This window comes from Treponema putidum, from assembly GCF_024401155.1.
GTDB classification, from domain to species: domain Bacteria; phylum Spirochaetota; class Spirochaetia; order Treponematales; family Treponemataceae; genus Treponema_B; species Treponema_B putidum.
The window spans coordinates 1,032,869-1,056,158 of the sequence record NZ_CP038804.1 but is presented as its reverse complement, the minus strand read 5'-3'; the positions used below and the strand labels follow the sequence as shown (position 1 = coordinate 1,056,158).

Here is a 23,290-nt window from a genome sequence, read left to right as displayed (position 1 = left end):
TATCATACATCGTTTGTCTTAAAATTTAATGCGGCCGTTTAAACTTCTTGCAAGGGTTAAACGGTCGGCATATTCCAAATCTCCTCCGACAGGGAGACCTGAGGCAAGCCTCGTTATATTGACAGGTAAGTCCTGCAATATTTTTTGAATATATAGGGCTGTAGTATCACCCTCGATTGTAGGGTTTGTTGCAAGAATAACTTCCGTAATTCCGCCTTCATGAATACGCCTGATAAGCTCGCTTATATGTAATTGGTCGGGGCCTATGCCTTCAAGGGGTGCTATGAGTCCGCCCAGAACATGAAACAAGCCTCGATATTCAGGGATTGACGCAATCGTATTTACATCCTGAGGAAAGCCTACCACACAGATGGTTGCTCTATCCCTTGTTTTATCCGCACAAATGCTACAGATATCCTCCTCGGTATAAGAGCCGCATTCTTTACAAGGATGAATTTTTTCGTGTAAAGTAGAAACAGCTTCTGCCAACCGCATAGCATCAGCCGGCCCTTGCTTTAAAAGATGATAAGCGATACGGGCTGCGCTCTTATGACCGATACCGGGTAGACGGGAAAACGAATCTATAACGGCATCAATAGCATTCATCCTTTAATCCTCTCTTAAAAAGGTAAACCGCCTGCAAGACTTGCAAGGGGCCCGAGTTTATTTTGTAAAAGTTCTTTTAGTTTTGCAACCGCATCATTATGAGCAGCCCTAATTAAATCTTGAAGCATAGGAACATCTCGATTGTCTACAGCTACAGGATCAAGCTCAATGGACTCAACTTCAAAACTGCCTTTTAAACGTATTTTTACAAGTCCTCCGCCTGAAACTCCTTCAACAGCTTCTTGATCAAGGTCAGATTTAATATTAGCAATTTTTTCTTGGATTTCTTTTGCATTTTTCATAATATCAAAGGGATTCAATTTAAACTCCTCATAAAACTTTTTCAAATTAACCTTTTAATAGCTTACCATTTTTTTTTGAATAATACAAGAGCATTTATCAACAACAAGCGAAAAAGTAGTCAAAAAAACGTAACGATGACGCTTCCTAATGCTTAAAGTGTCTTACCCCAGTTATCAGCATGGCCATTCCATTTTTATTGCATTCTGCAATGCTCAACTCATCGCGGATTGAGCCGCCGGGCTGGATGACGGCTTTTATGCCGGCCTTGGCCGCTTCTTCGATTGTGTCGGGAAAGGGGAAAAAAGCATCTGAGGCTAGAACAGAGTTTTTAGCTCTTTCGCCGGCTCTTTCGATAGCTTGGCGGGCTGCATCTACTCGGTTGGGCTGACCGCAGCCTATGCCGACTGAGCAAAAGCCTTTTTGGGGATTTGACAGGTCTATCGGGGCAGCGAGCAGGATTGCATTGGACTTAACCATGGTACAAGCTTTCATAGCAAATTTCAAAAGAGCCCTTTCTAAAGGCTCAGCCTTCCTTTCCGCTGCGTCCTTATATTCAGTACCTTCGGGGTCTCCTAAGTCTTTTTCTTGCTTTAAAAAGCCTCCCAAGACAGACTTATATTCATACGGTTCTTTTTCTTGACACATAGGAGCTTCAATTAAGCGTAAGTTTTTTTTGCCGGATAAAAGTTCTTTTGCTTCTTCGGTAAAAATAGGAGCTATGATACATTCAACAAATAAGGTTCCAAGGGCTTCAACCGAAGGCTTATCGAAGGGACGGTTTAAGGCGATTATACTTCCAAAGGCCGAAACGGGATCGCAGTCGATTGCAGCTCTTAAAGCAATAGAAACTTCCGAATCAGGGGAAGAAGATGAAGAGCTTTTTGTAGGCTCTTCATTTATTTCGGCAAGGCCGCAGGGAGTAAGGTGTTTTACCACAACGGCTGCAGGTTTTTTAAACATAGAAACAGCCCTCCATGCAGCGTCGGCATCTAGGATATTGTTATAGGAAAGGGCCTTTCCCTGTAAGACCCTTCCTCCCAAGGGACCGGCCTTAGGCTCATTTGTATAGAGCCAAGCTTTTTGATGAGGGTTTTCCCCATAACGCAAATCCTGTCCGGGATAAGCACACAGGGCAAGAGAGGTCTTTTCTTCCATATTGCGGCTAAGCCGGCTTAGCCCGCTAAGCCAAGAAGTTATTGCCGCATCGTAGCGGGTACAAATATCAAAGGCCTTTATTGCCAATCTTTTGCGTAAAGAAAGAGGAACCTCTCCCGTCTTTTCAATTTCGGAAGAAACTTCGTCATAGTCGGCAGGGTCGCAGATAACCGTAACTCTGGAATAGTTTTTTGCGGCAGCCCTTAAAAGAGCTACACCGCCTATGTCTATGTTTTCAATACAATCGCTTTCAGTAGAATCGGGAGAACTGATAGTTTTTTCAAAGGGGTATAGGTTGGCTATAACAATGTCTATGCCGCTAAAGCCGAGAGATTTTAGCTCTGCTCTATCCTCTTCGGTATCGCGGGCTAAAATACCGCCGTGAATCATAGGGTGAAGAGTTTTAACCCTCCCGCCTAAAATTTCAGGAGAAGAGGTGTATTCCGAGACTTCTTTTACTTTAATGCCGGCCTCTTGTAAGGCCTTTGCCGTTCCTCCTGATGCAATAAAATCATAACCTGCCGCTTTTAAGCGGGAGGCAAAATCCTTTAAACCAGTTTTATCAGAAACCGATGCCAATACCAATCCCATAATCTTCCCTCCATAACACGATGTTTTGTGATTTGCACAAAACTCGAAGATAAACATCTCGGCAGAATTTCTGCAGAGATGCTTATCGAACCTCCGATAAAAATCTTAACGTTTTTATGACAAGGGCATGCTCCGCCTCATGCACTCTTTTTTCAAAATCTTCAAGCCTGTCTCCCTGAAAAACCGGCACTTCTTCAGTAAAAATTACCGGCCCCGAATCGACTCCTTCATCCGGAACAAAGTGAGTCATAATTCCGCAGCCTGAGATTTCCCCTTTCATAAAGGCTTCGTACTGCCTCTCGATAGCCTCCGTCCCGGGAAATGTTCCGGGCAGGGCAGGATGAAGATTTATAAGCCTATCCTTAAACGAAGCTATAAAACTGTCAGTTAAAATTCTCATCCAGCCTAATAATAAAACATAATCGGGCTTAAACTCTTTAACTTTTTCGGCAAGGAGAGCATCATATTCATTCCGAGATGAACCTTTTTTAAAGGGACGATAAATAGTTTTTATTCCAGCCCTTTCGGCACGGCTGAGGGCAAAGGCTTCTTTTTTATTTGAAACCACAGCCTCAATCTTATAATCAATGGAGCCGTTTTTTATTCCGTCAATTACAGCTTGAAGATTAGAACCGTTTCCCGAAACCATAACCACAAGTTTTTTTTTCATTCCAAATACCAATTACAAATTATCAATTACTACATTACCGATTATTATCCATTTCTTCCGCAGCAGTGTTTATATTTTTTTCCGCTGCCGCAGGGACAAGGTTCGTTTCTTCCGACCTTGGGAACGGCACGCACCACCTGAGCATTTTCAGGACGGCTTCGTGAAGAAAGGGCTGTGGGACCCATTCCCTGCCCTGCACCCGAAAAACTTCCCATTGAGTTGTGCTGAGCATTTCCCTGAATGGAACGCATTTGGCGCGAAGATGCTTCTTCTTCGGTACTGATTTGAACCCGAACAAGACGGGATGCTATTTCGATTCTTATATCATCGAGCATGGAATAAAAAATATCGAAGCCTTCAAGTTTGTATTCGGTTAAAGGATTTTTTTGCCCGTAGGAGCGAAGATAAACTGCCTCACGCAAGGACTCCAAATTTTCAAGATGATCGAGCCATTTTTTGTCGATAGCCTGCAAGTATTGATAGCGGATAAACATGTTTAGATTTTCTTTACCTGCAAGAGCTTCTTTTTCTTTAAGCTCCTTTGTAAAATGCTCTACAAATTCGTTTATCTCTTCTTCATGATTCTTTTTATCGATGTTTGCAAAATCTTCTTCGGTCAGAGTATAGGCAAACTTTTCCCTAAAGATATCCTTTATAAGACGTTTTTTCTCTTCTTTTTCTGCCTTTGAGCTTGAACTATACTCATCGAATTTCTCGCTTATAAATTCTTCGAGGGTTGCGTAAATACGCTCGATAAGATTTTCGTCTGCAAGGATTGCATTTCGCTGTTCATAGATAAAGGAGCGCTGTTCGTTTAGTACGTCATCATATTCCAACAAATGTTTTCGAATATCGAAGTTTCGGTTTTCTACCTTTGTCTGAGCCTTTTCGATGCTCTTATTTATCCAAGGATGCTCGATGGGCTCCCCTGCCCTCATTCCTATCTTGGACATAACATTTTTTAAGTTTTCGCCTCCGAAAAGCCTCATAAGGTCATCATCGAGGGAAAGGAAGAATTTGGAGCGTCCAGGGTCTCCTTGACGGCCTGAACGGCCTCGAAGCTGATTATCGATTCGGCGGCTTTCATGACGCTCCGTACCTATTACATAAAGGCCTCCTAGTTCTTTTACCTCATTATAGTCGCTTTGCCATTTTGCATATTCTTCGGCAAGAACTTTTTCATAATAGTCGGGATTGGGATTTGTGCCCGTGCGTTTTTTAGCCCTCATTTCGGGACTTCCGCCCAGCTTAATATCAGTACCTCGTCCCGCCATATTGGTGGCTATGGTAACGGAACCCTTTGCTCCGGCTTCTGCAATTATAAGAGCTTCCCTCTCGTGATTTTTGGCGTTTAAAACCTCATGCCTTACGCCTCTTTTTGTTAAGAGTTTTGAAATAAGCTCCGATTTTTCTATCGAAACCGTGCCTACGAGGACAGGCTGTCCTCTCTTATAAGCCTCGCTTATTTCGGTACAAAGAGCTTCAAACTTATCATTCTCGTTAAGGTAGATTACATCGTGTTCGTCTTTTCGGACAACCGGAAGATTGGTCGGAATAACTACAACATCCAATTTATAAATTTTTGTAAACTCGACGGCTTCCGTATCTGCCGTACCGGTCATACCGGAAAGTTTATCGTACATTCTAAAAAAGTTTTGGAAAGTAATGGTCGCAAGGGTTCTGTTTCTTTGGGCGATTTTAATATGTTCCTTAGCTTCGATAGCCTGATGGAGCCCGTCCGAATAACGGCGTCCTTCTAAAACACGGCCTGTAAACTCGTCTACTATCTGTACCTGACCATCTTGAATAACATAGTCCACATCAATATGAAAAAGAACATGTGCCCTTACCGATTGGGTAAAGTAATGAATATATTCAAAGTTTTCTTCATCAAAAAGGTTTCCGCTTTTGATAAGTCCCTGCTTTTGGAGGATATCCTGAATATGGAGCATACCTGAATCTGTAAAGGAAATTCTCTTACTCTTTTCGTCTATCGTGTAGTCTCCGATAACTTCTTCTCCTTCAAGCTCATTCGGATACTCGCCCGTCTCGGGATTTTTTTCGACTTCTTTTAATTGACCTATGAGGCGGTCAACTTCAAAAAAGCGCATTGTATCGTCTTCGGCAGCGCCCGAAATAATCAAGGGCGTTCTAGCCTCATCTATCAAGATAGAGTCGATTTCATCTACGATTGCAAAGGAAAATTCTCTTTGAGTCTTATCCTTTAGCCTCATCTGCATGTTGTCGCGAAGGTAATCAAACCCGAACTCGTTATTGGTACCGTATGTTATATCGCAGTTATATTCTATACGGCGGGCATCGTTTTCCATATTGGAAAGAATGACACCGACACTTACACCGAGATAAGAATAAACGGGTCTCATCCAGTCGGCATCCCGTTCTGCAAGGTAATCGTTTACAGTTACAATATGAACGCCCTTACCTGTAAGGCTGTTTAAGTAGGCAGCGGCAACACTCATAAGGGTCTTACCTTCGCCCGTTTTCATTTCAACAATCTTACCTGAATGGAGAACAAGGGAGCCTAAAATCTGAACATCGTAAGGACGTTCCCCCAATATACGCCTAGCCGCCTCCCTCGCAAGGGCAAAGGCTTCAGGAATAAAAGAATCCAAGGATTCTCCTTTTTGATAGCGTTCTTTAAACTCATTCGTTTTTGCCTTAAACTCTTCCTCAGACAGAGAAAGGGCCCAAGCCTCTTTTTCATTTATCTTGTGTAAAATCGGGAGCATGGCCTTAATATCCCGCTCATGCTTTGAACCGAAAAGAATTTTAATTATAGAATCTAACATATACCTTATAATGTATCAAAATTTAAAGAAAAAGAGAAGAGGGAAATGTATTTACTTAAGGAAACATCGAAAAATTTCAGTTTTTGAGGTTTTCCTTAATTTTATAAAATTTCTTTTTAGGTCTGCTATTTTTTCAAGTAGGCGTAAGAAAATTTTAAAAATAATTATATCCAATTCATCCCAAGCTCCAATATACGAACAGGTATATTCTGCTATAAAAAAGGCAATCCTAAACGGAGAAATAGAAGAAGGAGCTCCCCTCCCCTCTATAAGGACATTGGCAAAGGATTTACAAATTTCAGTTATTACCACCAAGAGAGCCTATGATGAATTGGAAAGAGACGGCTTTATAGACTCGGTTCAAGGAAAGGGTTCCTTTGTGGCCTATCAAAATCCTGAAAGGCTAAAGGAAGCTGGAATATGTATAATCGAAGAAAAGATAACCGAGGCTATAGATGAGGCCAAAAGGTTAAAGATAACGCAAAAAGAATTTTTAGAGATCATAAAGCTTCTTTTTGATGAAGAATAATAACGGGAGAAAATTATGGATTATATTTTAAACATAAAAGACTTAAACAAGAACTATAAAACTTTCCAATGAAACGACGGAGGAGAAATTTTAACAGAAAAAGTCTAAAGTGCATCATCATAAGTACTTTTATTGCAGATCACACCCTGCCTGCACAAAATAGAACCAAACAATATTTAAAATTTGGTCGGATATTTATAACCCCATAAGCGATTTCGTCGAATGTCATGGAAACTTTTCGGACAAAGATTTGTTTTTGATTCTTATACATAGGAAACGGCAACTTCTCCAAATGTAAAAGACAGCTTTATACCGTCAGGTTTGGATGTTATGAAAGTCTTAGGGTCTAAAGCTGCCGATAAAATTTTAGCCTCATCGGAATATGAAAAATATCCGGGCTTAAAAGAGAATTTCTACAACCTTCAAATTAGAAGATAAAAAACCTGAATGGTCAAAAAATATTATAATGCCCGCCGAATAAAGAGGCTTATGATTGAGCTGGGTTATCCCTTCTAATCAAAGAGACCGGCAATACATTAATCGAAAAGGCCGTCTTGCAGACCGTTTTGCCCATCCCCTAGTTTAGGCGGCTTTAGGCCGAGGTGTTCGTATGCTTTAAGGGTAACCATGCGGCCGCGGGGAGTGCGCTGGAGGAGGCCGGACTGAATAAGATAGGGTTCGTAATAATCCTCTAAGGTGTCCTGAGACTCGCCTATCGAAATTGCAAGGGTTTCGGCACCGACGGGGCCGCCCGAGTAATTTTCGATAATGGAGCGGAGTATCTGCCTGTCATAGGTTTCAAGGCCTAGACCGTCGATGTTTAGCTGCTTTAGGCCTGCTGCAACCGTCATCTCGTCAATTAAGCTTTTGCCTGCAACTTGGGCAAAGTCCCTCATACGACGCAATAGACGGTTTGCGACCCTCGGTGTACCGCGTGAACATCTGGCGAGGGCAATAGAGGCCTTCTTTTCTATTTTGATTTCAAGGATTGAAGCGGAACGGCTTATAATTGAGGCAAGTTCTTCATGGCTGTAAAATTCAAAACGCTGAACAATACCGAAGCGGCTTATAAGAGGGCTTGAAACCATGCCTGCCCTCGTAGTTGCTCCGACAAGGGTAAAAGGCGGAATCGGAATACGCACGGTGCGGGCTCCCGGCCCCTGCCCTATTATCCAGTCAAGTTCATAGTCTTCCATTGCAATATAGAGCATCTCTTCGATGGCAGGCTTTAAACGGTGAATCTCATCTATAAAGAATACGGAGCGTTCCGTCAAGGTGGTTAAAATTCCTGCGAGATCTTTAGGCTTATCGAGGGCAGGAGCTCCCGTAACCTTAAAGTCTACACCGAGCTCGTTGGCCGTAATTTGGGCAAGGGTGGTTTTTCCCAAGCCCGGCGGGCCTATCAAAAAAAGATGATCTAAGCTTTCTCCCCTTTCGCGGGCAGCCTTTATAAAAACGGAAAGATTCTCTTTTGCTTTTGTCTGACCCTGAAAATCCAAAAGAGATCGGGGACGAAGAGCTCTGTCCTTTTCGTCCCCGGCCTGTTCTTCGGGGCGCACTACCTCAAAATCATCTCTCATAGTTTACTTAAAGAGCTGCCTTAAAGATTGCATAAACATCATCGGCACGAAGTTCTTGAAAGCCGTAGATAACTCCGTTTTTACCTCTGTGCGCGACAGCGGCTTCTGCCATTTCTTTTAAATGCTCCTCGCCTATTCCCACTTCCCTCAGGGTCATAGGAATGCCGAGAGATTTAAAAAAGTTCGAAGTATGCTCTATTGCCTTTTCGGCAGTTTTGTAAACTTCTTCTCCTTTTTGAAGTCCCCAAACATTTATACCGTAATCGGCAATCTTTTTAACGGTTTTATCGTTTAAGCAATGATGCAGCCAATGAGGGGTTAAAATTGCGAGGCCTACTCCGTGAGTAATGTCATAAAAAGCACTCAGCTCATGTTCCATAGGATGAACCGACCAAGCCGTTTTTTTGCCGTCAGTTAAAAGGCCGTTTATAGCCCATGTACCTGCCCACATAAGGTTTGAGCGGGCTTCATAGTTTTCAGGATTCTTAATAGCCAAGGGTCCGTATTCGATACAGGTTTTTAAGATGCTTTCTGCAAACCTGTCTTGAAGATAAGCCCCGTCATCAAGAGTAAAATAAGATTCAAAGGTGTGGCTCATAATATCGGCCGTGCCTGCCGCCGTCTGATTCTTAGGAACCGAATAAGTGTATTCGGGATCGAGAATCGAAAATTTAGGAAGAAGAACCGGAGCAGCGAAGCCCAGCTTTTCTTTCGTTTTAAGGTTTGAAATAACGGCTCCACAGTTCATCTCGGAGCCTGTAGCAGAAAGAGTCAGTACCGTTCCTATCGGGAGTACGTTTTTAATTTCAGCCTTGCCCGTAATCAAGTCCCAAGGGGCACCTGCATAATTTACGCCTGCAGAAACAGCCTTTGAACAGTCGATTGTGCTTCCCCCTCCGACAGGTAGAATAAAATCCAGCTTATGTTCGCGGACTATTTTTATACCCTCTTCAACTTCTTCAATTCGGGGATTAGGCGAAACACCGGAAAGCTCTTTATAAAAGATCCCTGCCTGATCAAATTTTTTGACGATTGTGTCATAAAGCCCCATTCTTTTAATACTTCCGCCGCCGTAACATAGGAGAACCCTTTTTCCGTATTTGAGAATCTCAGGTACGAGGTTCTCAATACTGCCCTTGCCGAATAAAATCTTAACCGACACTTCAAATTCAAAATTATACATAACCTACCCCCATTTCATTGAGCGTTCTACAGCCTTTTTCCATCCGGCATAGAGAGTCTTTCTTTTTTCTTCTTCCATGTCCGGCCTAAATTCCCTTTCGATATCCTGTATCCGTTTTATTTCGCCCTGCTCTTTCCAAAAGCCTACGGCAAGACCTGCAAGATAGGCAGCTCCCAAGGCCGTCGTTTCTTTTTCGTAGGGGCGTAAAACGGGTACATTTAAAATATCCGACTGAAACTGCATTAAAAAATTATTGGCACAAGCTCCGCCGTCTACTTTAAGCGATTTTAAGTTTATCTTGGAATCCTTTTCCATAGCATAAAGGACATCCTTTGTTTGATAGGCGATGGCTTCCAAGACAGCTCTTACAATATGCTCTCTTTTTGCCCCCCTTGTCAAGCCCAAAAGAGCACCGCGGGCATACATATCCCAGTAGGGAGCACCCAGACCTGAAAAGGCGGGAACAAAATAAACACCGTTTGTGTCGTTTACAAGCCCTGCATAGTACTCCGTTTCGTGAGCAGTATAGATAAGTTTTAACTCATCTCTCAGCCATTGAACTGCAGCACCGGCTATAAAACTGCTTCCCTCCAATGCATATTTTACACTATTATCTATACCGAAGGCAATAGTCGTAAGAAGCCCGTTTTCTGATTCTATTATCTTATCTCCGGTATTCATTAACATAAAGCAGCCGGTTCCATAAGTGTTTTTTGCAGAGCCTTCTTCAAAACAGGCTTGCCCGAAGAGGGCTGCCTGCTGATCACCTGCAGCTCCGGCAATCGGAATCTTAGCTCCCCCGAATGTATGCTCTTCGGTATAGCCGTAAACATAACTTGAAGGCTTGACTTCGGGCAGCATAGATTCGGGAATATCCATAGCCTTTAAAAGCTCCTTATCCCATTGCAAGGTGTGAATATTAAAAAGTAAGGTGCGGGATGCGTTTGTATAATCGGTTACATGCACCTTGCCTCTGGTCAAATTCCAGATAAGCCAAGTGTCGATGTTTCCAAAAAGAAGCTCGCCTTTTTCGGCCAGAGTTCTTGCTTCGGGTACATTATCCAAAATCCACTTTATCTTGGTTCCCGAAAAATAAGCATCTATTATCAAGCCGGTTTTTTTTCTGATAGAATCGGATAGGCCTTTTTCTTTAAGAGCATCGCAGATATCGGCGGTTCTGCGGCACTGCCAAACTATGGCATTATAAACGGGACGGCCTGTCTTTTTGTTCCAGACAACGGTTGTTTCACGCTGATTGGTAATTCCGATTGCAGCAATCTCTTGGGTGGAAACTCCGCTTCTTTCCAAAACTTCGCGGGCTACACCGCTTTGCTTTCCCCATATTTCCATAGCATCATGCTCGACCCAGCCCTGCTTAGGAAAAATTTGAGAAAACTCCTGCTGGGCAGTTGCAATTTTTTTTCCGTCCTTATCGAACAAAATTGCCCTGCAGCTCGTAGTCCCCTGATCAAAGGCTAAAACATATTTTTTCATTTTATATCCTCCAGTCTTCCCTGCTTCATTGCATAAACTTCCATACTGTCTCCGAGTTTAAAAAGTTTGCTTATAGCCATGCCTATGGCCATAACTATGTTCCAAAGTATTCCGTTCTTTTTAAGATTTTTACACCACTTAAATCTTTCAGGATGATGACCTATCGAAACAATCTTTAAAACTTTAAAGCCGTACAGATTGAGTTGATCCTTTACGGTTTTTGCATCCCATATTGAATAATGGTCGGTAGGACTTTCTGCAAAAAATTTATAGGGCGAAAAAGTTCCCGTAACACCGGAAAAGTTTGGAGTTGAAAAAGCAAAAATACCGCCCGGCATTAAAAGATCGTTTACTTTTTTTAAAACCGAATCCAAGTCCCTAAAATGCTCGATAACAAACCACATAGAAAGGGCCGCAAAACCTCCGTCTTCAATAGGTCTTGAAACCGATTCAAATCCGTTTCCCGTCATTCGTTTTTGGTAAATATACTCATAGGTTTTCGGGAGAACCGGAAAGGCCGAAACAAAGGCCGGCAGTTTTAACTCGTCCGTTACATATTTTACGGCAGCTTCCGAAATATCGGTTCCGACAGCATACCAGCCCGAATATTTTGCAGCAAGGACAAATGGGCCGTAGGCACAGCCCACATCCAATATTTTCTTTTCACCGTCAAAAATACTGTATTCCCTCTTTCGATAAAAAATATCGATATAAAGTTGATTTATAATTTCCATTCGGCGCATTCCCTGCTTTCTTATAGACTCAAAATCCTCTAAATAGGTTTTACCGTATTGGGCCTTGTACTCATCAAAAAAATAAGTTTTGGTATATTGTTTTGGAGGACTTATTATAAAAGAAATGTGATACATTCCGCAGCGGAGACAATGTGCCATAGTCCTGTCCGGAGTTCTGGCTGCAATTTCAAAGGTACCGTCTTCCCCGCAAATAGGGCATAAGTGCCTTGAGCCGAAGGATAATTTTTTTATCAAGGAAGGTAAATCTTTGCTCTCAGACTGAGGCGTAATAAGGGCAGGTATTTTTATTCCCCTCGAAAACATATCTGCAAAGTCTATAACGGACGGTATACCCGGAGGAAAGGACGTAAAACCTGCCGATATTCCCAACTTATAATGGTAATCGGTCGGAGAAACCAAAAGTACATAGCATCCTGCAGCTAAGGCCTCAAAAGCCGTAAACCCGTAATGGGTTACAACCAAATCCCATTCATAAAGTCTTTCCCGTAAATTTTCAATACGGGAAAAGGCTTTTATCTTCCCCTCACACCTTTTTATATCATCAAAACTTAGATTCACATCTATTGCCGAAACATCAAATTTTAAGGAGGCCAAAATTTGGGCAATAGGCAGGGTCATTCTATAAGAGTTTTCTCCTCCGCAAACAACAAGAACCTTTGTTTTCGGCGGGTCCAAATGAATACGTTTACTTTTTCTCAAAGTTTTTAAAGTAAAATGTTTTTTTCGATTAACGGGAAGACAAATAAATTCAGGAGAAAAAATATTAGGAGAACAGTCAGGGGATGAACCTTCTTCGCAAGAAGAGTCGCTTCTAAGAGCGCCTCGAAGAGATGGAAGAATGTCCAATATAAAATCCGCCAACCGCCGGCCTGTTCCTCCTTCATCGATTACTATAACAGGACCTCTATTTTTATAAAAAGCCATCTCATCTTCAGATGTTCTAAACCTGTCCAATACGATTAGAGCCGCCTTTTTAGGAAATTCATTTATGATTATCTCGGAAGGAATGGAATTCAAAATAGATTTTGAAAAATTAGGATAATCGGATTCAGATATATAAATTAAACATCTTAATTTTCCTAAAAGAGATCTCGTTATATCGCAGACCCTATGTAAATGTCCGCTCCCTCGCCCCGGCGTAACCGAAGGACAAAATACCACAAGTCTATCGGCATAACTTACAGCTTCAACTATATCGGCAGGCATAAAGGGCTGCTTTTTTTTATGAGAACTTAAATACCTATATACCTCTTTTGCTTTTTCATAGTCTTCAGCCGTATCAACGGTAGTACGCAATTCGGGATAATACCAAACTGCCGGTGCTGTTTCTCTAATACACCTATACTTATCAGGACGGCTGTAAATTGCAGGAGCTACATGCTCATGAGCATAATAATCCTCGGTTTCAGAAGCGGCCTTTAAAAGAGAATCGGCCTTGATTATTTCTATTCCTGAGCCGTGCGGAAGACCGGTATAAGTAAAATAATCGGGCTCTCCCAATTCAAAATAACGCCGCATAGAGGCTTCGGCAGCTTGAACAAAAAGAAAAGGGTTATCGGCTGTAACCCGAACAATGGCTTTTAAAGGTTTATTCGGAAAATTGGAATTGATAAACGTAATTGCATCACAAAACCGCTTTAAAACATCTTCTTCAGAACCGTCAATACAAAGATAACCTAAAGATTCGGCTATGGGCTGAAATTCTTTTTTTGAATTGGTATCGCAAGCCAAAATAAAATGTTCGGCAGGTAATTCTCTAACCGAATCCAAAACTCTGTATAAAATAGGCCTGTCACCCAAGTCCAATAATGCTTTTCTAACCAAGCGCTTAGAACTCAATCGGGCTTGAACAATTACGGCTGTGCCTTCATATAGACCAATCATATTCTAGGCTCCCATTTATAAATTAAATCTTGAGGTGATTTTACAAAACGGTATTTGTTTATGTGCACCCAATCTTGTACGGCCTTAAAATGTTTATAGGCCTTAAAAGGATTTAAGCCTGATCTTATTGCATAAGAAAAAAACAAATACCAAGGCAAGCTCCCTCCTTTTTTACCTACAAGAGGTGCTAAATTCTTTAAGTAAAATTTTATATAAGAATCATCTGCAGAAACATCTTCAAGGGGAGAGGCTCCGGCATATTTCATTTTATATAAATTTGAAATAAGAATCTCCATACCCCACAGATGGGCTCTAAATCCGAAATCCAAATTTTGCCAATAAGGATTGTCTATCGTATAATCAAATCCTCCTATTTCAATAAATTTTTCCCGATTATAGATACCGGCAAAATCATACATATAAATAGTATGGGTTAAATCTTTTCTGCACAAAAATTGTTCCGTCGAAAAATCCCTGCGTGTAAGAGAGGGAACACTCTGAACGGGAATAAGAGCGTTTTTTTCGTCGATTAAAACCGGAGCGGTGCATATTACATCAGATTGGGTAAGAGTATCTATCACACTTATAGGAAAACTTGAAGAAGATAAAGCCATATCGTTCCACAGAACCATGACATAATCCGAAGATACTTCCGAAATGCCGAGGTTAATCATTTCTCCTATAGTAACTTTTTCAAGCGGAACTAAAAATTTAACTTCAGGAAATTGAGAAGACAAGGATTCAAGTTCAAATCCTTTTTGAGAGCTGTCCACAAATACAATAGAATTAAAACCAAGATATATTAAGTTTTGAAAAAGAGAAGAAAGATAATATCGGGCACCGCGGTTTAATACCAAAACGGAAACTTGAACTTTAAAATCTCCTGAGCTTTTTCCTAAAACCGTATAAGGAATTTTCCGCTCATTAAAAATTGTAGGTATAGTATTCATCGCAAGCTCCGCATAAGTCTCCGTATTTGCATTCTAAATGCTTTTTATATACCTCGAATGTTTTTTTACGGATTGAATCTAAACTTTCTGAAAAAGCATTTCCTAAAATATTTTTCCTTTTAACATCTTCTTTGCAAAGAGGCACCGAACCGTCAGCCAAGATATACATATCCCTTTTTAAATGCCAACAAGGATGACGGTTAAAAGGAGATAAGTCTGCAACTCTTTTATCCTCAAGTAATTTACAAAAGGTGTCATATTTTTGAATAATTACTTTTACCCCCAAGTTTTTCCAAAAACGGTAAAAAGGCTCAACTTCAATTTCGTTTTCATTCATGCGCATAATTTGAGCCCACACAGCATCGGGAAAAACTTTTTTTAAACTGTCGGTAAAAGTAAGGGCTTGTTTTAATTTAATGTTTGCCTCATCTTCGGAAAGGCCGTGCACCTTAGCATACATTCCTGAACTGACCGCATCAATACATACAATCCAATAAACCGGAAGCATCTTGTTTTTTCTTTTGGGAGAGACGTCAATAACTTTTTCAAGCCGCTCTATAAATGATGAAGGCCAATATAAACCGCAAGTTTCAATCAAAACGGATAACTTAGGAAACGACAAAATTTTTTCGATTACCGAAAGGCAATCCTGATACATTGAAGGCTCTCCAAAAACCGAAAGAGAAATTACGGCATCATCCGAATATTCTGCAATTTTTTCGATAAGAGAAAAAATAGCCGTCTTATCCATTTCTTTTTTTTCTGCAAGTCCTAAAACCTCATTCGGCTTATATATCGACTTCAAAGGATAGGAAGAATTTATTTCGATACCGTAATATGCAGGAAGAGTAAAAAGCTCTTCTTTTTTTTCTTCAATCAGTTTTGCATAGTTTTCCGCATTTATGCCTGTAAAACGGCTGCATAAAAGAGCATTCCGTTTTGAGTCGGCTGCAAAGCGGAGCCTTAGATGCCTTAAATCGAAGGGGGCGATCATAGTTTCGATATCATAGCTGTTTATTTCTTTTTTTATCGTATCAAAAATAAAAGAACGCTCAAAAGAGGTTTCGTTTTCTGAAAGCTTTGCAATAATAGGACAAAGACCTGAGTTAAGAATTTCAGGGATAAGCCCCTCAGAGTATCCGTCGGCAAAGCTGTATTCTGCCCTGTATTCCAAATGCTGCTTAAAAAGTTTTTCCGTTGCATTTAAATCGATAAAAGGCTCATCCCCATGCAAAAAGAAAACATTTTCAAAGCCTGAAGATTCCGCTTCGGCTTCTTTTGCAGCTTCTTCAAATACGGCTTGAGGACTTATTTTTTCCAAAACCTTAACCTTCCACTCTATTTTTAACTCGTCCGTTTTTATATTTTTTAATATGGAAACGATGGAGGCTTCACATGAAGCAGAGGTTAAAATAACAACTTTTTTACAATCGGGAAAGGCCGCAGCCGCACGGAAAGAGGCTTCAAATGGGATGATGCCGCTTTCAAGTTTTTTAAACGAATATTCCGAAATATCATAGGCGGATAAAACAGCAAAAGACTTCATAGATCCTATATCGGCAAAAAAATGCCTTTATTTTAATTTTTTAGCCGCAGTCAATACTTTTTCTTTGGAAGAATAAAGCTGAACACTTGATCTTTGAATCCAGCCTTTTCCTAAGTTAACCCAAAGAATCTGTTCTTCATCTTCTTTTACAATCTCAAGCCCCTCAACGGGAAAGACATCCAATTTTCGGGCATGAGAAATAGTTATGCCGTCACTTCCCGGCTTATCTAAAAGTGACACATAGGTTTCAATTATTAGGGCAAAGCGGTTTGCATCGTTCATAGCCGAATCCGGCGGCAAATCCAATGTCTGCAAGGAATCTTCCTTTGAACATGACAGAAAGCTTGTAAAAATAAAAAATAAGAAAACAGCAGCTAACCGCTTCATAAATTAAAACCCGTTTATTTGTAAATTCAAATACGGTAATATTAAATAAAAATAGCCTTTGAAAATAAGAGGTGCAAGACAGAAGAAGCCAAACATACATAACCTATTATTTCGTCATAATTTTTTACTAAGCCGAAAAAGTCGGGTAAAGAAGCAGAAATAGACTCCAAATATCTTCCCAAAAATACAATTGAACCTGCAAGCCCGGCAACAACAGGTAAAAAATCTCCCAATATTACTATATTGGTTCCAATAGGACTTAGCATCTTTGAAATTGCCGTAAAACCTGAAAATATGGTAACTAATAGCAAAAAGGTCGGCTCCCTTAAAACAGGATATTTATTTTCGCGGTCGGCAGGTTCATCACCTCTAACAGTCCTGTCAAAAAATACGAGAATAAGTCCCATAATCAAATTTGTTGTAATTGAAAGAAAATAAAAAGGTAACATTTTGTCCTCCGGTACATTGTTGAAACCTGCAATAACTGCATTAAATTAAGTTTAAAACATTTTGTATAAAAAATCAATAGGTGCAGTATCGCCTTTACTCTTGATTTTTGTTTATAAAATATGTATTATCATTTTACAATGAAAATAGAAAAAGATACAACAGTCAGTTTGGAATACACACTGAAAGATGCTAACGGCGAAGTTCTTGATTCGTCCGATGTAATGGGTCCATTGGAGTATATCCACGGATATAATATGATTATTTCAGGCTTGGAAAAAGCCCTTGAAGGCAAAGAAGAAGGAGCAGAGTTTAAACAAGTTATTCCTCCTGAAGAAGCCTATGGTGAAGTTTTTGACGATCTGATAGTCGAAACAACCAGGGCACAATTCCCTGAGGGTGCAAAACTTGAAGTCGGTATGGACTTTGAGGCCGGAGAAGGTCATCACACCAGAATTGTAAGAATTACAAACATAGACGGAGATAAGATTACCATAGATGCAAATCATCCTCTGGCAGGAGAAACTCTCCATTTTGATGTAAAAGTCTTATCGGTAAAAAAGACCTCCGAAGAAGAATTACAGGCTCTAATTCAGCAAATGTCCGGAGGCTGCGGATGCGGGTGCGGTCATGAATATGACGAAAATGCTTGCAGCTGCGGATGCTCGGGTTGTCATTAAAAACTAAAAAGGCAGATTCCCTTATTCCATTGTTTGGAGGATTTTGTTTTTTTCTTTCGGCAATCGAGATAATGATACCCAAGCCCGTTCCTTTTTTTAGGATGGGCTTGGCCAATCTGCCCTTTCTTTTAGGTATTGATCTATTCTCTTTTCCGGCCTTTATTCTTCTTTTAGCAATAAAGGTTTTAGGCCAAGCCCTCATTTCGGGAACGCTTTTTTCGTATGTACTTCTTTTTTCTGCAGTAGGAACATTTTCATCAGGTCTTTTAATGTATGCCATGAGAAAAATTCCTCGAAAAGCAATTTCTTTTATGGGAATAAGTTTAGCAGGCGCCTTTGTTTCAAACAGCCTTCAATTTCTTTTAGCTGTCTTGATAATGTTCGGAAAATCGGCTGTATATATAATTCCGCCTGTATTTTCTCTGGGTGCCATAACTGCCGTTGCTATAGGCTGGTTTGCTTCCGAATTTGAAATACAATCCGTCTGGTACCAAAGGGTAAAGGCCGAAAGATTTGATTTTGTGCCTGATAATTCACAAGAGGTAAGACTGGGTAACGATAAAAACGGCTCGGCAAAAACAACAAACTGTATTCTAAGAGATAAATACCTTAGAATAGGTTCCGGAATAAGCCTTTTTTTAATCTTACTCTTCGTTCCTTTTTTACCCGTACAAGCCCTTGTCCTAGGAGCAGCTCTGATTCTTTGTGCTGCAGATAAACAAAAACTGAATTTTTTAAATTTAATTTTTATGTTTACGGCCATTACGGTGTTTAACCTTTTTCCGCCAATGGGAAAAATAATTTTTAGCATAGGAAGCATCGATATAACCAATCAAGCCCTATTAAGAGGGTTTGAAAAAGCTATTGTGTTGATAGGAATGATATATATATCAAAATGGATGCTAAAAGCAAAGATGAATTTTAAAAGCCGAATAGGAAAATCAATACAAGAAGCATTCAATGTCTTTTACAAGTTATTATCGGTAAAACACGAAATCAAACCTAAAATGATAATTCCCACCATAGACTCGGTTTTATTGAGCATAAATAAACTTTAAGACAGCCAAGCTCAATATATGTTTTATGTAGGTAACTGCAATTTTTTTAAAAAAAAGTATTGACATAAATTTTAAAAATCTATATAATACTTGTTATTGCGGATGTCGTATAACGGCTATTACCCCAGCCTTCCAAGCTGGAGACGTGGGTTCGACTCCCATCATCCGCTTATTTTGTAAGTGTATATCCAGTATAAACTTACAGGTTTTCAACCCCTTGAAAACTTCACTTTCTTTTCTCTTTTTGATGGACTGTCGCATAAAATGTCGCATAATTTTTTGGTTTACAAACTTCAAATCGGTAAATTTTTAATCTGTAAAATAAATACTTAAACTATTGACACAGTGAAACTATGTCTTTGCGCTCTTAGGACCTTTGAGGCTAATTTTCCTACATCAAGCTGCCGAGTTTTTCGCGGATGAATTCGCTTTTTTCTTTTAGACCGATTTTACCGGTTTGGAGGATGAGGACATTCGGAGCTTTAGGGTCAAGGCTGACACGGCCAGCAGATTCTTTTATCATGCGCAAAAGTTTATCCACCGAGATTTTTGAAACTCGGGCAAACTCTATGCGGACGGCAGCCTTTCTTTCTTTTAGGCTTGCAATAGAAAGATGATTGCAGATAATTTTTATTTCGGAAAGAGCCAAAAGACTTTCCACCTCGGAAGGGGCGGGTCCGAAGCGGTCAAGGATTTCCGAGTAGACTCTGTCGAGGTCTCTCTGCACTTTAACGGCAGCAATTTTTTTATAAACTTCCATTTTAGTTTCTGGGCTTGAAATATAGGAATCGGGTATGAAGCCCGAATACTCAAGCTCGATAACGGATTCTTGAACAGGTTCATAATCTTGGTTTTGAAGTTTTTGAACAGCCTCGTCCAAAAGACGCAAATATAAATCGAAACCGACGGAATAAATATCGCCCGATTGTTCCCTGCCTAAAAGATTTCCGGCTCCTCTTATTTCCATATCCTTCATCGCAATCTTAAAACCGGAACCGAGCTCTGTAAAGTCTGAAATAACTTGAAGCCTCTTCATAGCAATTTCGGAAAGAGCCTTATCGTCAGGATACAACAGATAGGCATAAGCTTTTTTATCGGAGCGGCCTACCCTTCCCCTCAACTGATAAAGCTGGGAAATACCGTACATGTCAGCCCTATCTATGATAATGGTATTGGCATTTGGAATGTCAATGCCGTTTTCGATAATGGTGGTAGCAATTAAAACCTGAAAGCCGCCTAAACTAAAGCGTTCAAAAATTTCTTCTAATTTGTCTGGAGGCATTTGGCCGTGTGCCGTTTCAATCATAATCTCAGGCAAAAGAGATTGAAGCATAAAAAGAGTTTCATCTAAACTTTCAACCCTGTTATGAAGATAAAAAACCTGTCCTCCTCTCTCCGATTCCCGTCTTATAACTTCGGCAACTTTTTCCGCATTGAACTCGGCGATAACCGTTTCAACAGGCTTTCTATTTTGAGGAGGAGTTGCAATTACACTCATGTCTCTTATTTTTAAAAGCGACATATGAAGAGTTCTAGGAATGGGAGTTGCAGAAAGGGAAAGGCAATCCACATTGTGCTTCATCTGTTTTAATCTTTCTTTATCCTTAACACCGAAACGCTGCTCTTCATCGACAATCATCAAACCTAAGTCTTTAAAGACAACATCCTTTTGAATTATACGGTGAGTTCCGACCAGAATATCCACATCCCCGTTTTTTAGTTTTTCAAGAATTTTTTTTTGTTCACCCTTTGGAACGAATCGGGAAAGGCGGGCTGATTTTACTGGGAAGTTTTTAAATCTCTTGTCCAAGGTTTCAAAATGCTGCTCGGTCAAAATAGTTGTGGGGGACAAAAAGGCAACCTGCTTACCGCTCATGACAGCCTTAAAGGCGGCCCGCATTGCAACTTCTGTTTTACCGTAACCTACATCTCCGCAGATAAGTCTATCCATGGGAACGGGTTTTTCCATGTCCTCCTTTACCTCGGCGATACAGGTAAGCTGGTCATCGGTTTCTTCATAAGGAAAAGCCGCTTCAAAGGCGGTCTGCCATTCATCATCTTTTTGAAAAGCAAAGCCCGTACTTGCCTTCCTTTTAGAATAAAGATCGATGAGTTTTGAGGCTATATCTTCAACCGATTTTTTTACCTTGTTCTTTCTGTTCTCCCAAGACTTTGAGCCGAGGATATCGAGATGAGGAGCCTCTCCTTCGTTTCCTATATAACGCTGAACAAGGTCGGCCTGCTCAATCGGAATAAAAACTGTTTCATCATTTGCATATAAAAGATTTATATAATCTCTTTCCGTATCCAAAATTTTAACACGTTCAATACCGCGGAATTTACCTATGCCGTAATTTACATGAACAACATAGTCTCCCGGATTTAATTCGATAAAGGTATCGATAACCGAACTTTTTGCGGTCTTTACCGATTTTGGAATTCTTCGGCGGCGGCCGAAAATTTCATTTTCGTGGATTACCAAAATTTTTAGATCAGGAATACCGAAACCGCCTGAAAGGTTATACGGTAAAATTTTTATTCTGTCTTCGTGCAGAATCTCTTCGATACGAAGGGCTTGATTATCACTTTCGGCAAATACGAATATAGACCAATTATCATTTAAAAGATTATTTAATTCTTCGCGTAAATAGACTATGTTCCCAAAAAAACTGCGGGGCGGATCGGTTTTAAATGTGAGAGTTTTATTTTTATATTCTTGTTCGGCTAAGGTTCGAAAAAAGATAGACTTATTATATTTTTGCACATTGCTTTCAAATTGAAGCAAGATGCGTTGAGGTTCGGGATATTCTGAAATTAAAGCTCTTCGTTTTTCATTTTCGTCAAATTGAATTTTTGTTTTTTTATAAAGCCCCATATATTCTCTAAGTAAAATATCCGAAGAATTTTTTTGCCTGTCATAATCGGAATAAAATACGGGAATGTCATTTAATTCCGCATATTCCAAAACGGAAGAAGATTTTTGAAACGCAAGAGGATAAAAAATTTCTTCTCCCTCGAAGGTTTTATATTCTTTTAACGCATCAATAATTTTTAAAATGTTTTCTGAAAATTCCGAATAGGTTTTTAAATTTTTTTCCAAGCAGCCGATACGCTCATCATTCCAAATTACTTCCTTTACGGGATAGAGGTTAATTTTTTTATGTTCCTCCAAAGAGCCTTGGCTTGCTATATCAAAGCTCTTTATTTTTTCGACCTTATCAAAATCAAATTGAATTCGGTAAGCCGTTTTTTCCGATCCCGAATTGGAAGCTAGGCAGATATCCAATACTTCTCCACGAAGAGTAAACTCGCCCCTCACACTTACACGCGGAACCCTTATATATCCCCAAAGAGTTAAAAGCTCTGTAACGCTTAAAATATCAAGGCTTGAACCCGCAGCGATTTCTATATTGTTTTGTTTTAAATAATCGGCAGGAGGAATCGGAGTTAAAAAGGAACGCTGGCAGGTAATAAAAACCGGAGGTTTGTTTTTTGTATAAGATTCACTCCCTGATTCCAACAAACGGATCAGCACTTCTGCCCGTTCGGAAAACACGGGGGCCGTCGGCGAAATAGGCCTATAGGCAAGAGAGCCCCACCAAGGCAAGACAAAATTTTCTATTCCGGAAAAATCCAAGTCGGCTCTTACGGCCTCCGCTTCCTTTTCTGTCGGAACTACCACGAGGACAGGTTTACGGGTCTTGTACAAATATTCCGTTAAAAAAAAGCCGAAAAGGCCTCCCGAAATTCCTGTAATGTTGTAGGGATAGGAATTTTGATCTATCTCATCGAAAGCATTTTTCATATCCTTCCATGAGCGGATAGAATTTTGTAAGGAATCTATTATAGGCAGGGGCATTTACATTTTTACCCGATTAAGGGCTTCGGCCGCTTCCTTAAAATTAGGACGGAGTCTTACCGCTGTTTGATAGGCAAGAGCAGCTCCGGCTTTTTCTCCGGCCGCTTCACGGACTATGCCTAATCTATACCACCAAAGAGAATTGGATGGTTCCAAGTGCACTGAAATGGAATAGGCAATATCGGCTTTATGATATTTTTTTGTGTTTCGGTAAATCTCTCCGACAAAAAAATGGGCAACGCTTATACGCTCGCCGTTGGGAGCCATCTCGATATACATCTCCATGTTCCTCAAAGAGTCTTTATAATTCCCAAGGAAAAACTGAGCCTCTCCCAAGGTTTCAATAATTCTGGCATCTTTTCCGATTTTTAGGGCATCATTACAAACTAACTCGGTGTCCTTGTATCGTCCCAATCTAAAAAGGCACCATGTATATACGGCATAAGAATCCATATTTTTGGAATTTACCTTTAATTCATTACGGCAAATTTCTATGGCGGATAGATAAGCTGTTCGGGCATCTTCCCTTCTTCCTATGGAATCAAGACTTCTGCCGTTTCTATATAGCTTCAATGCATCAGGCTTATCCTGCGCAAAAAGAATACCGGCCTGTGAAAAAAAGCGGCCGTCCCGTATAAAAAAAAGGCCTGCAGCAAAAATAAAAGTCAATAGAATAAATTTAAAACGTTTTCCGGTTATCATAGTTTTCTCCATCTATCATTTTACATAAATTTTTATTTTATTCAATCGGGGGAAAAATCATAGAAGTAGAATTTTATTAAAACTTATTTTCCCGTGTAAAA

General features: G+C 40.2%; 19 protein-coding genes and 1 tRNA gene. 5 read left to right on the top strand and 15 right to left on the bottom strand.

All coding sequences use genetic code 11. From position 1 onward, the window contains the following. Nucleotides 1–18: 18 nt before the first annotated feature. From recR to secA, 5 genes are all read right to left on the bottom strand, one after another. Nucleotides 19–606, bottom strand: coding sequence for a recombination mediator RecR (gene recR, locus E4N74_RS05030; RefSeq protein WP_044979329.1), 588 nt, complete (start codon nucleotides 604–606; stop codon nucleotides 19–21). 14 nt (nucleotides 607–620) lie between these two features. Continuing rightward, nucleotides 621–926, bottom strand: a complete 306-nt coding sequence (locus E4N74_RS05025) for a YbaB/EbfC family nucleoid-associated protein (protein ID WP_084224541.1) — start codon at nucleotides 924–926, stop codon at nucleotides 621–623. A gap of 127 nt (nucleotides 927–1,053) precedes the next feature. Further along, nucleotides 1,054–2,655, bottom strand: coding sequence for a bifunctional phosphoribosylaminoimidazolecarboxamide formyltransferase/IMP cyclohydrolase (gene purH, locus E4N74_RS05020; protein WP_044979328.1), 1,602 nt, complete (start codon nucleotides 2,653–2,655; stop codon nucleotides 1,054–1,056). 82 nt (nucleotides 2,656–2,737) lie between these two features. Next, nucleotides 2,738–3,325 carry a phosphoribosylglycinamide formyltransferase gene (gene purN, locus E4N74_RS05015; RefSeq protein ID WP_255806388.1) on the bottom strand — a complete coding sequence of 196 codons (588 nt, stop codon included), beginning with the start codon at nucleotides 3,323–3,325 and terminating at the stop codon, nucleotides 2,738–2,740. Between the two features lie 44 nt (nucleotides 3,326–3,369). Beyond that, complete coding sequence (gene secA, locus E4N74_RS05010) at nucleotides 3,370–6,135, bottom strand: preprotein translocase subunit SecA (protein WP_255806387.1); 2,766 nt, start codon at nucleotides 6,133–6,135, stop codon at nucleotides 3,370–3,372. Here secA and E4N74_RS05005 point away from each other — a divergent pair. Then, nucleotides 6,074–6,664 (top strand): GntR family transcriptional regulator, encoded by a 591-nt coding sequence (locus E4N74_RS05005; protein WP_338065257.1) that lies wholly within the window; start codon nucleotides 6,074–6,076, stop codon nucleotides 6,662–6,664. The two genes, secA and E4N74_RS05005, sit on opposite strands and share 62 nt — an antisense overlap. A 309-nt stretch (nucleotides 6,665–6,973) precedes the next feature. Continuing rightward, a complete protein-coding gene (locus tag E4N74_RS12900) occupies nucleotides 6,974–7,102 on the top strand; it encodes a DUF3160 domain-containing protein (RefSeq protein WP_420832876.1) in 129 nt (42 codons plus the stop codon). A gap of 98 nt (nucleotides 7,103–7,200) precedes the next feature. On the opposite strand, the gene ruvB is transcribed toward E4N74_RS12900, so the two are convergent. The 8 genes from ruvB to E4N74_RS04965 are packed head-to-tail and all read right to left on the bottom strand — an operon-like array spanning nucleotide 7,201 to nucleotide 16,892. Beyond that, nucleotides 7,201–8,244 carry a Holliday junction branch migration DNA helicase RuvB gene (gene ruvB, locus E4N74_RS05000; protein WP_255819143.1) on the bottom strand — a complete coding sequence of 348 codons (1,044 nt, stop codon included), beginning with the start codon at nucleotides 8,242–8,244 and terminating at the stop codon, nucleotides 7,201–7,203. Between the two features lie 7 nt (nucleotides 8,245–8,251). Then, on the bottom strand, nucleotides 8,252–9,427 hold the full coding sequence (locus E4N74_RS04995) for an iron-containing alcohol dehydrogenase (protein ID WP_255819138.1): 1,176 nt from the start codon (nucleotides 9,425–9,427) through the stop codon (nucleotides 8,252–8,254). Nucleotides 9,428–9,430: 3 nt separating this feature from the next. Then, nucleotides 9,431–10,921: a glycerol kinase GlpK gene (gene glpK, locus E4N74_RS04990; protein WP_255819136.1), complete on the bottom strand. Its 1,491-nt coding sequence runs from the start codon at nucleotides 10,919–10,921 to the stop codon at nucleotides 9,431–9,433. Continuing rightward, the gene (locus E4N74_RS04985) at nucleotides 10,918–13,560 is read right to left on the bottom strand and encodes a bifunctional glycosyltransferase/class I SAM-dependent methyltransferase (RefSeq protein ID WP_255819131.1); all 2,643 of its coding nucleotides are present in this window, start codon (nucleotides 13,558–13,560) and stop codon (nucleotides 10,918–10,920) included. Before E4N74_RS04985 ends, glpK begins: the two co-directional genes overlap by 4 nt. Continuing rightward, on the bottom strand, nucleotides 13,557–14,510 hold the full coding sequence (locus E4N74_RS04980) for a glycosyltransferase family 2 protein (protein WP_044979321.1): 954 nt from the start codon (nucleotides 14,508–14,510) through the stop codon (nucleotides 13,557–13,559). Before E4N74_RS04980 ends, E4N74_RS04985 begins: the two co-directional genes overlap by 4 nt. Further along, nucleotides 14,485–16,056 (bottom strand): spiro-SPASM protein, encoded by a 1,572-nt coding sequence (locus E4N74_RS04975; protein ID WP_255819129.1) that lies wholly within the window; start codon nucleotides 16,054–16,056, stop codon nucleotides 14,485–14,487. Before E4N74_RS04975 ends, E4N74_RS04980 begins: the two co-directional genes overlap by 26 nt. Nucleotides 16,057–16,083: 27 nt before the next feature. Beyond that, nucleotides 16,084–16,443: a hypothetical protein gene (locus tag E4N74_RS04970; protein WP_044979319.1), complete on the bottom strand. Its 360-nt coding sequence runs from the start codon at nucleotides 16,441–16,443 to the stop codon at nucleotides 16,084–16,086. 41 nt (nucleotides 16,444–16,484) lie between these two features. Next, a complete protein-coding gene (locus E4N74_RS04965) occupies nucleotides 16,485–16,892 on the bottom strand; it encodes a hypothetical protein (RefSeq protein ID WP_044979318.1) in 408 nt (135 codons plus the stop codon). 138 nt (nucleotides 16,893–17,030) lie between these two features. Here E4N74_RS04965 and E4N74_RS04960 point away from each other — a divergent pair, with 138 nt between their 5' ends. The 3 genes from E4N74_RS04960 to E4N74_RS04950 all read left to right on the top strand — a co-directional run bounded on the left by E4N74_RS04960 (nucleotide 17,031) and on the right by E4N74_RS04950 (nucleotide 18,798). Beyond that, nucleotides 17,031–17,570, top strand: a complete 540-nt coding sequence (locus E4N74_RS04960) for an FKBP-type peptidyl-prolyl cis-trans isomerase (protein ID WP_255819127.1) — start codon at nucleotides 17,031–17,033, stop codon at nucleotides 17,568–17,570. After that, complete coding sequence (locus E4N74_RS04955; protein ID WP_255819125.1) at nucleotides 17,552–18,628, top strand: Gx transporter family protein; 1,077 nt, start codon at nucleotides 17,552–17,554, stop codon at nucleotides 18,626–18,628. The genes E4N74_RS04960 and E4N74_RS04955 overlap by 19 nt, the downstream gene beginning before the upstream one ends. Nucleotides 18,629–18,726: 98 nt before the next feature. Continuing rightward, a tRNA-Gly gene (locus tag E4N74_RS04950) sits at nucleotides 18,727–18,798 on the top strand. A 221-nt stretch (nucleotides 18,799–19,019) separates the two neighbouring features. Here the strand turns inward: E4N74_RS04950 and mfd are convergent. Continuing rightward, entirely contained in the window at nucleotides 19,020–22,487 is a 3,468-nt protein-coding gene (mfd, locus tag E4N74_RS04945) for a transcription-repair coupling factor (protein ID WP_255819124.1), read from the bottom strand. After that, nucleotides 22,488–23,189, bottom strand: a complete 702-nt coding sequence (locus E4N74_RS04940) for a tetratricopeptide repeat protein (RefSeq protein ID WP_044979317.1) — start codon at nucleotides 23,187–23,189, stop codon at nucleotides 22,488–22,490. Between the last annotated feature and the right edge of the window lie 101 nt (nucleotides 23,190–23,290).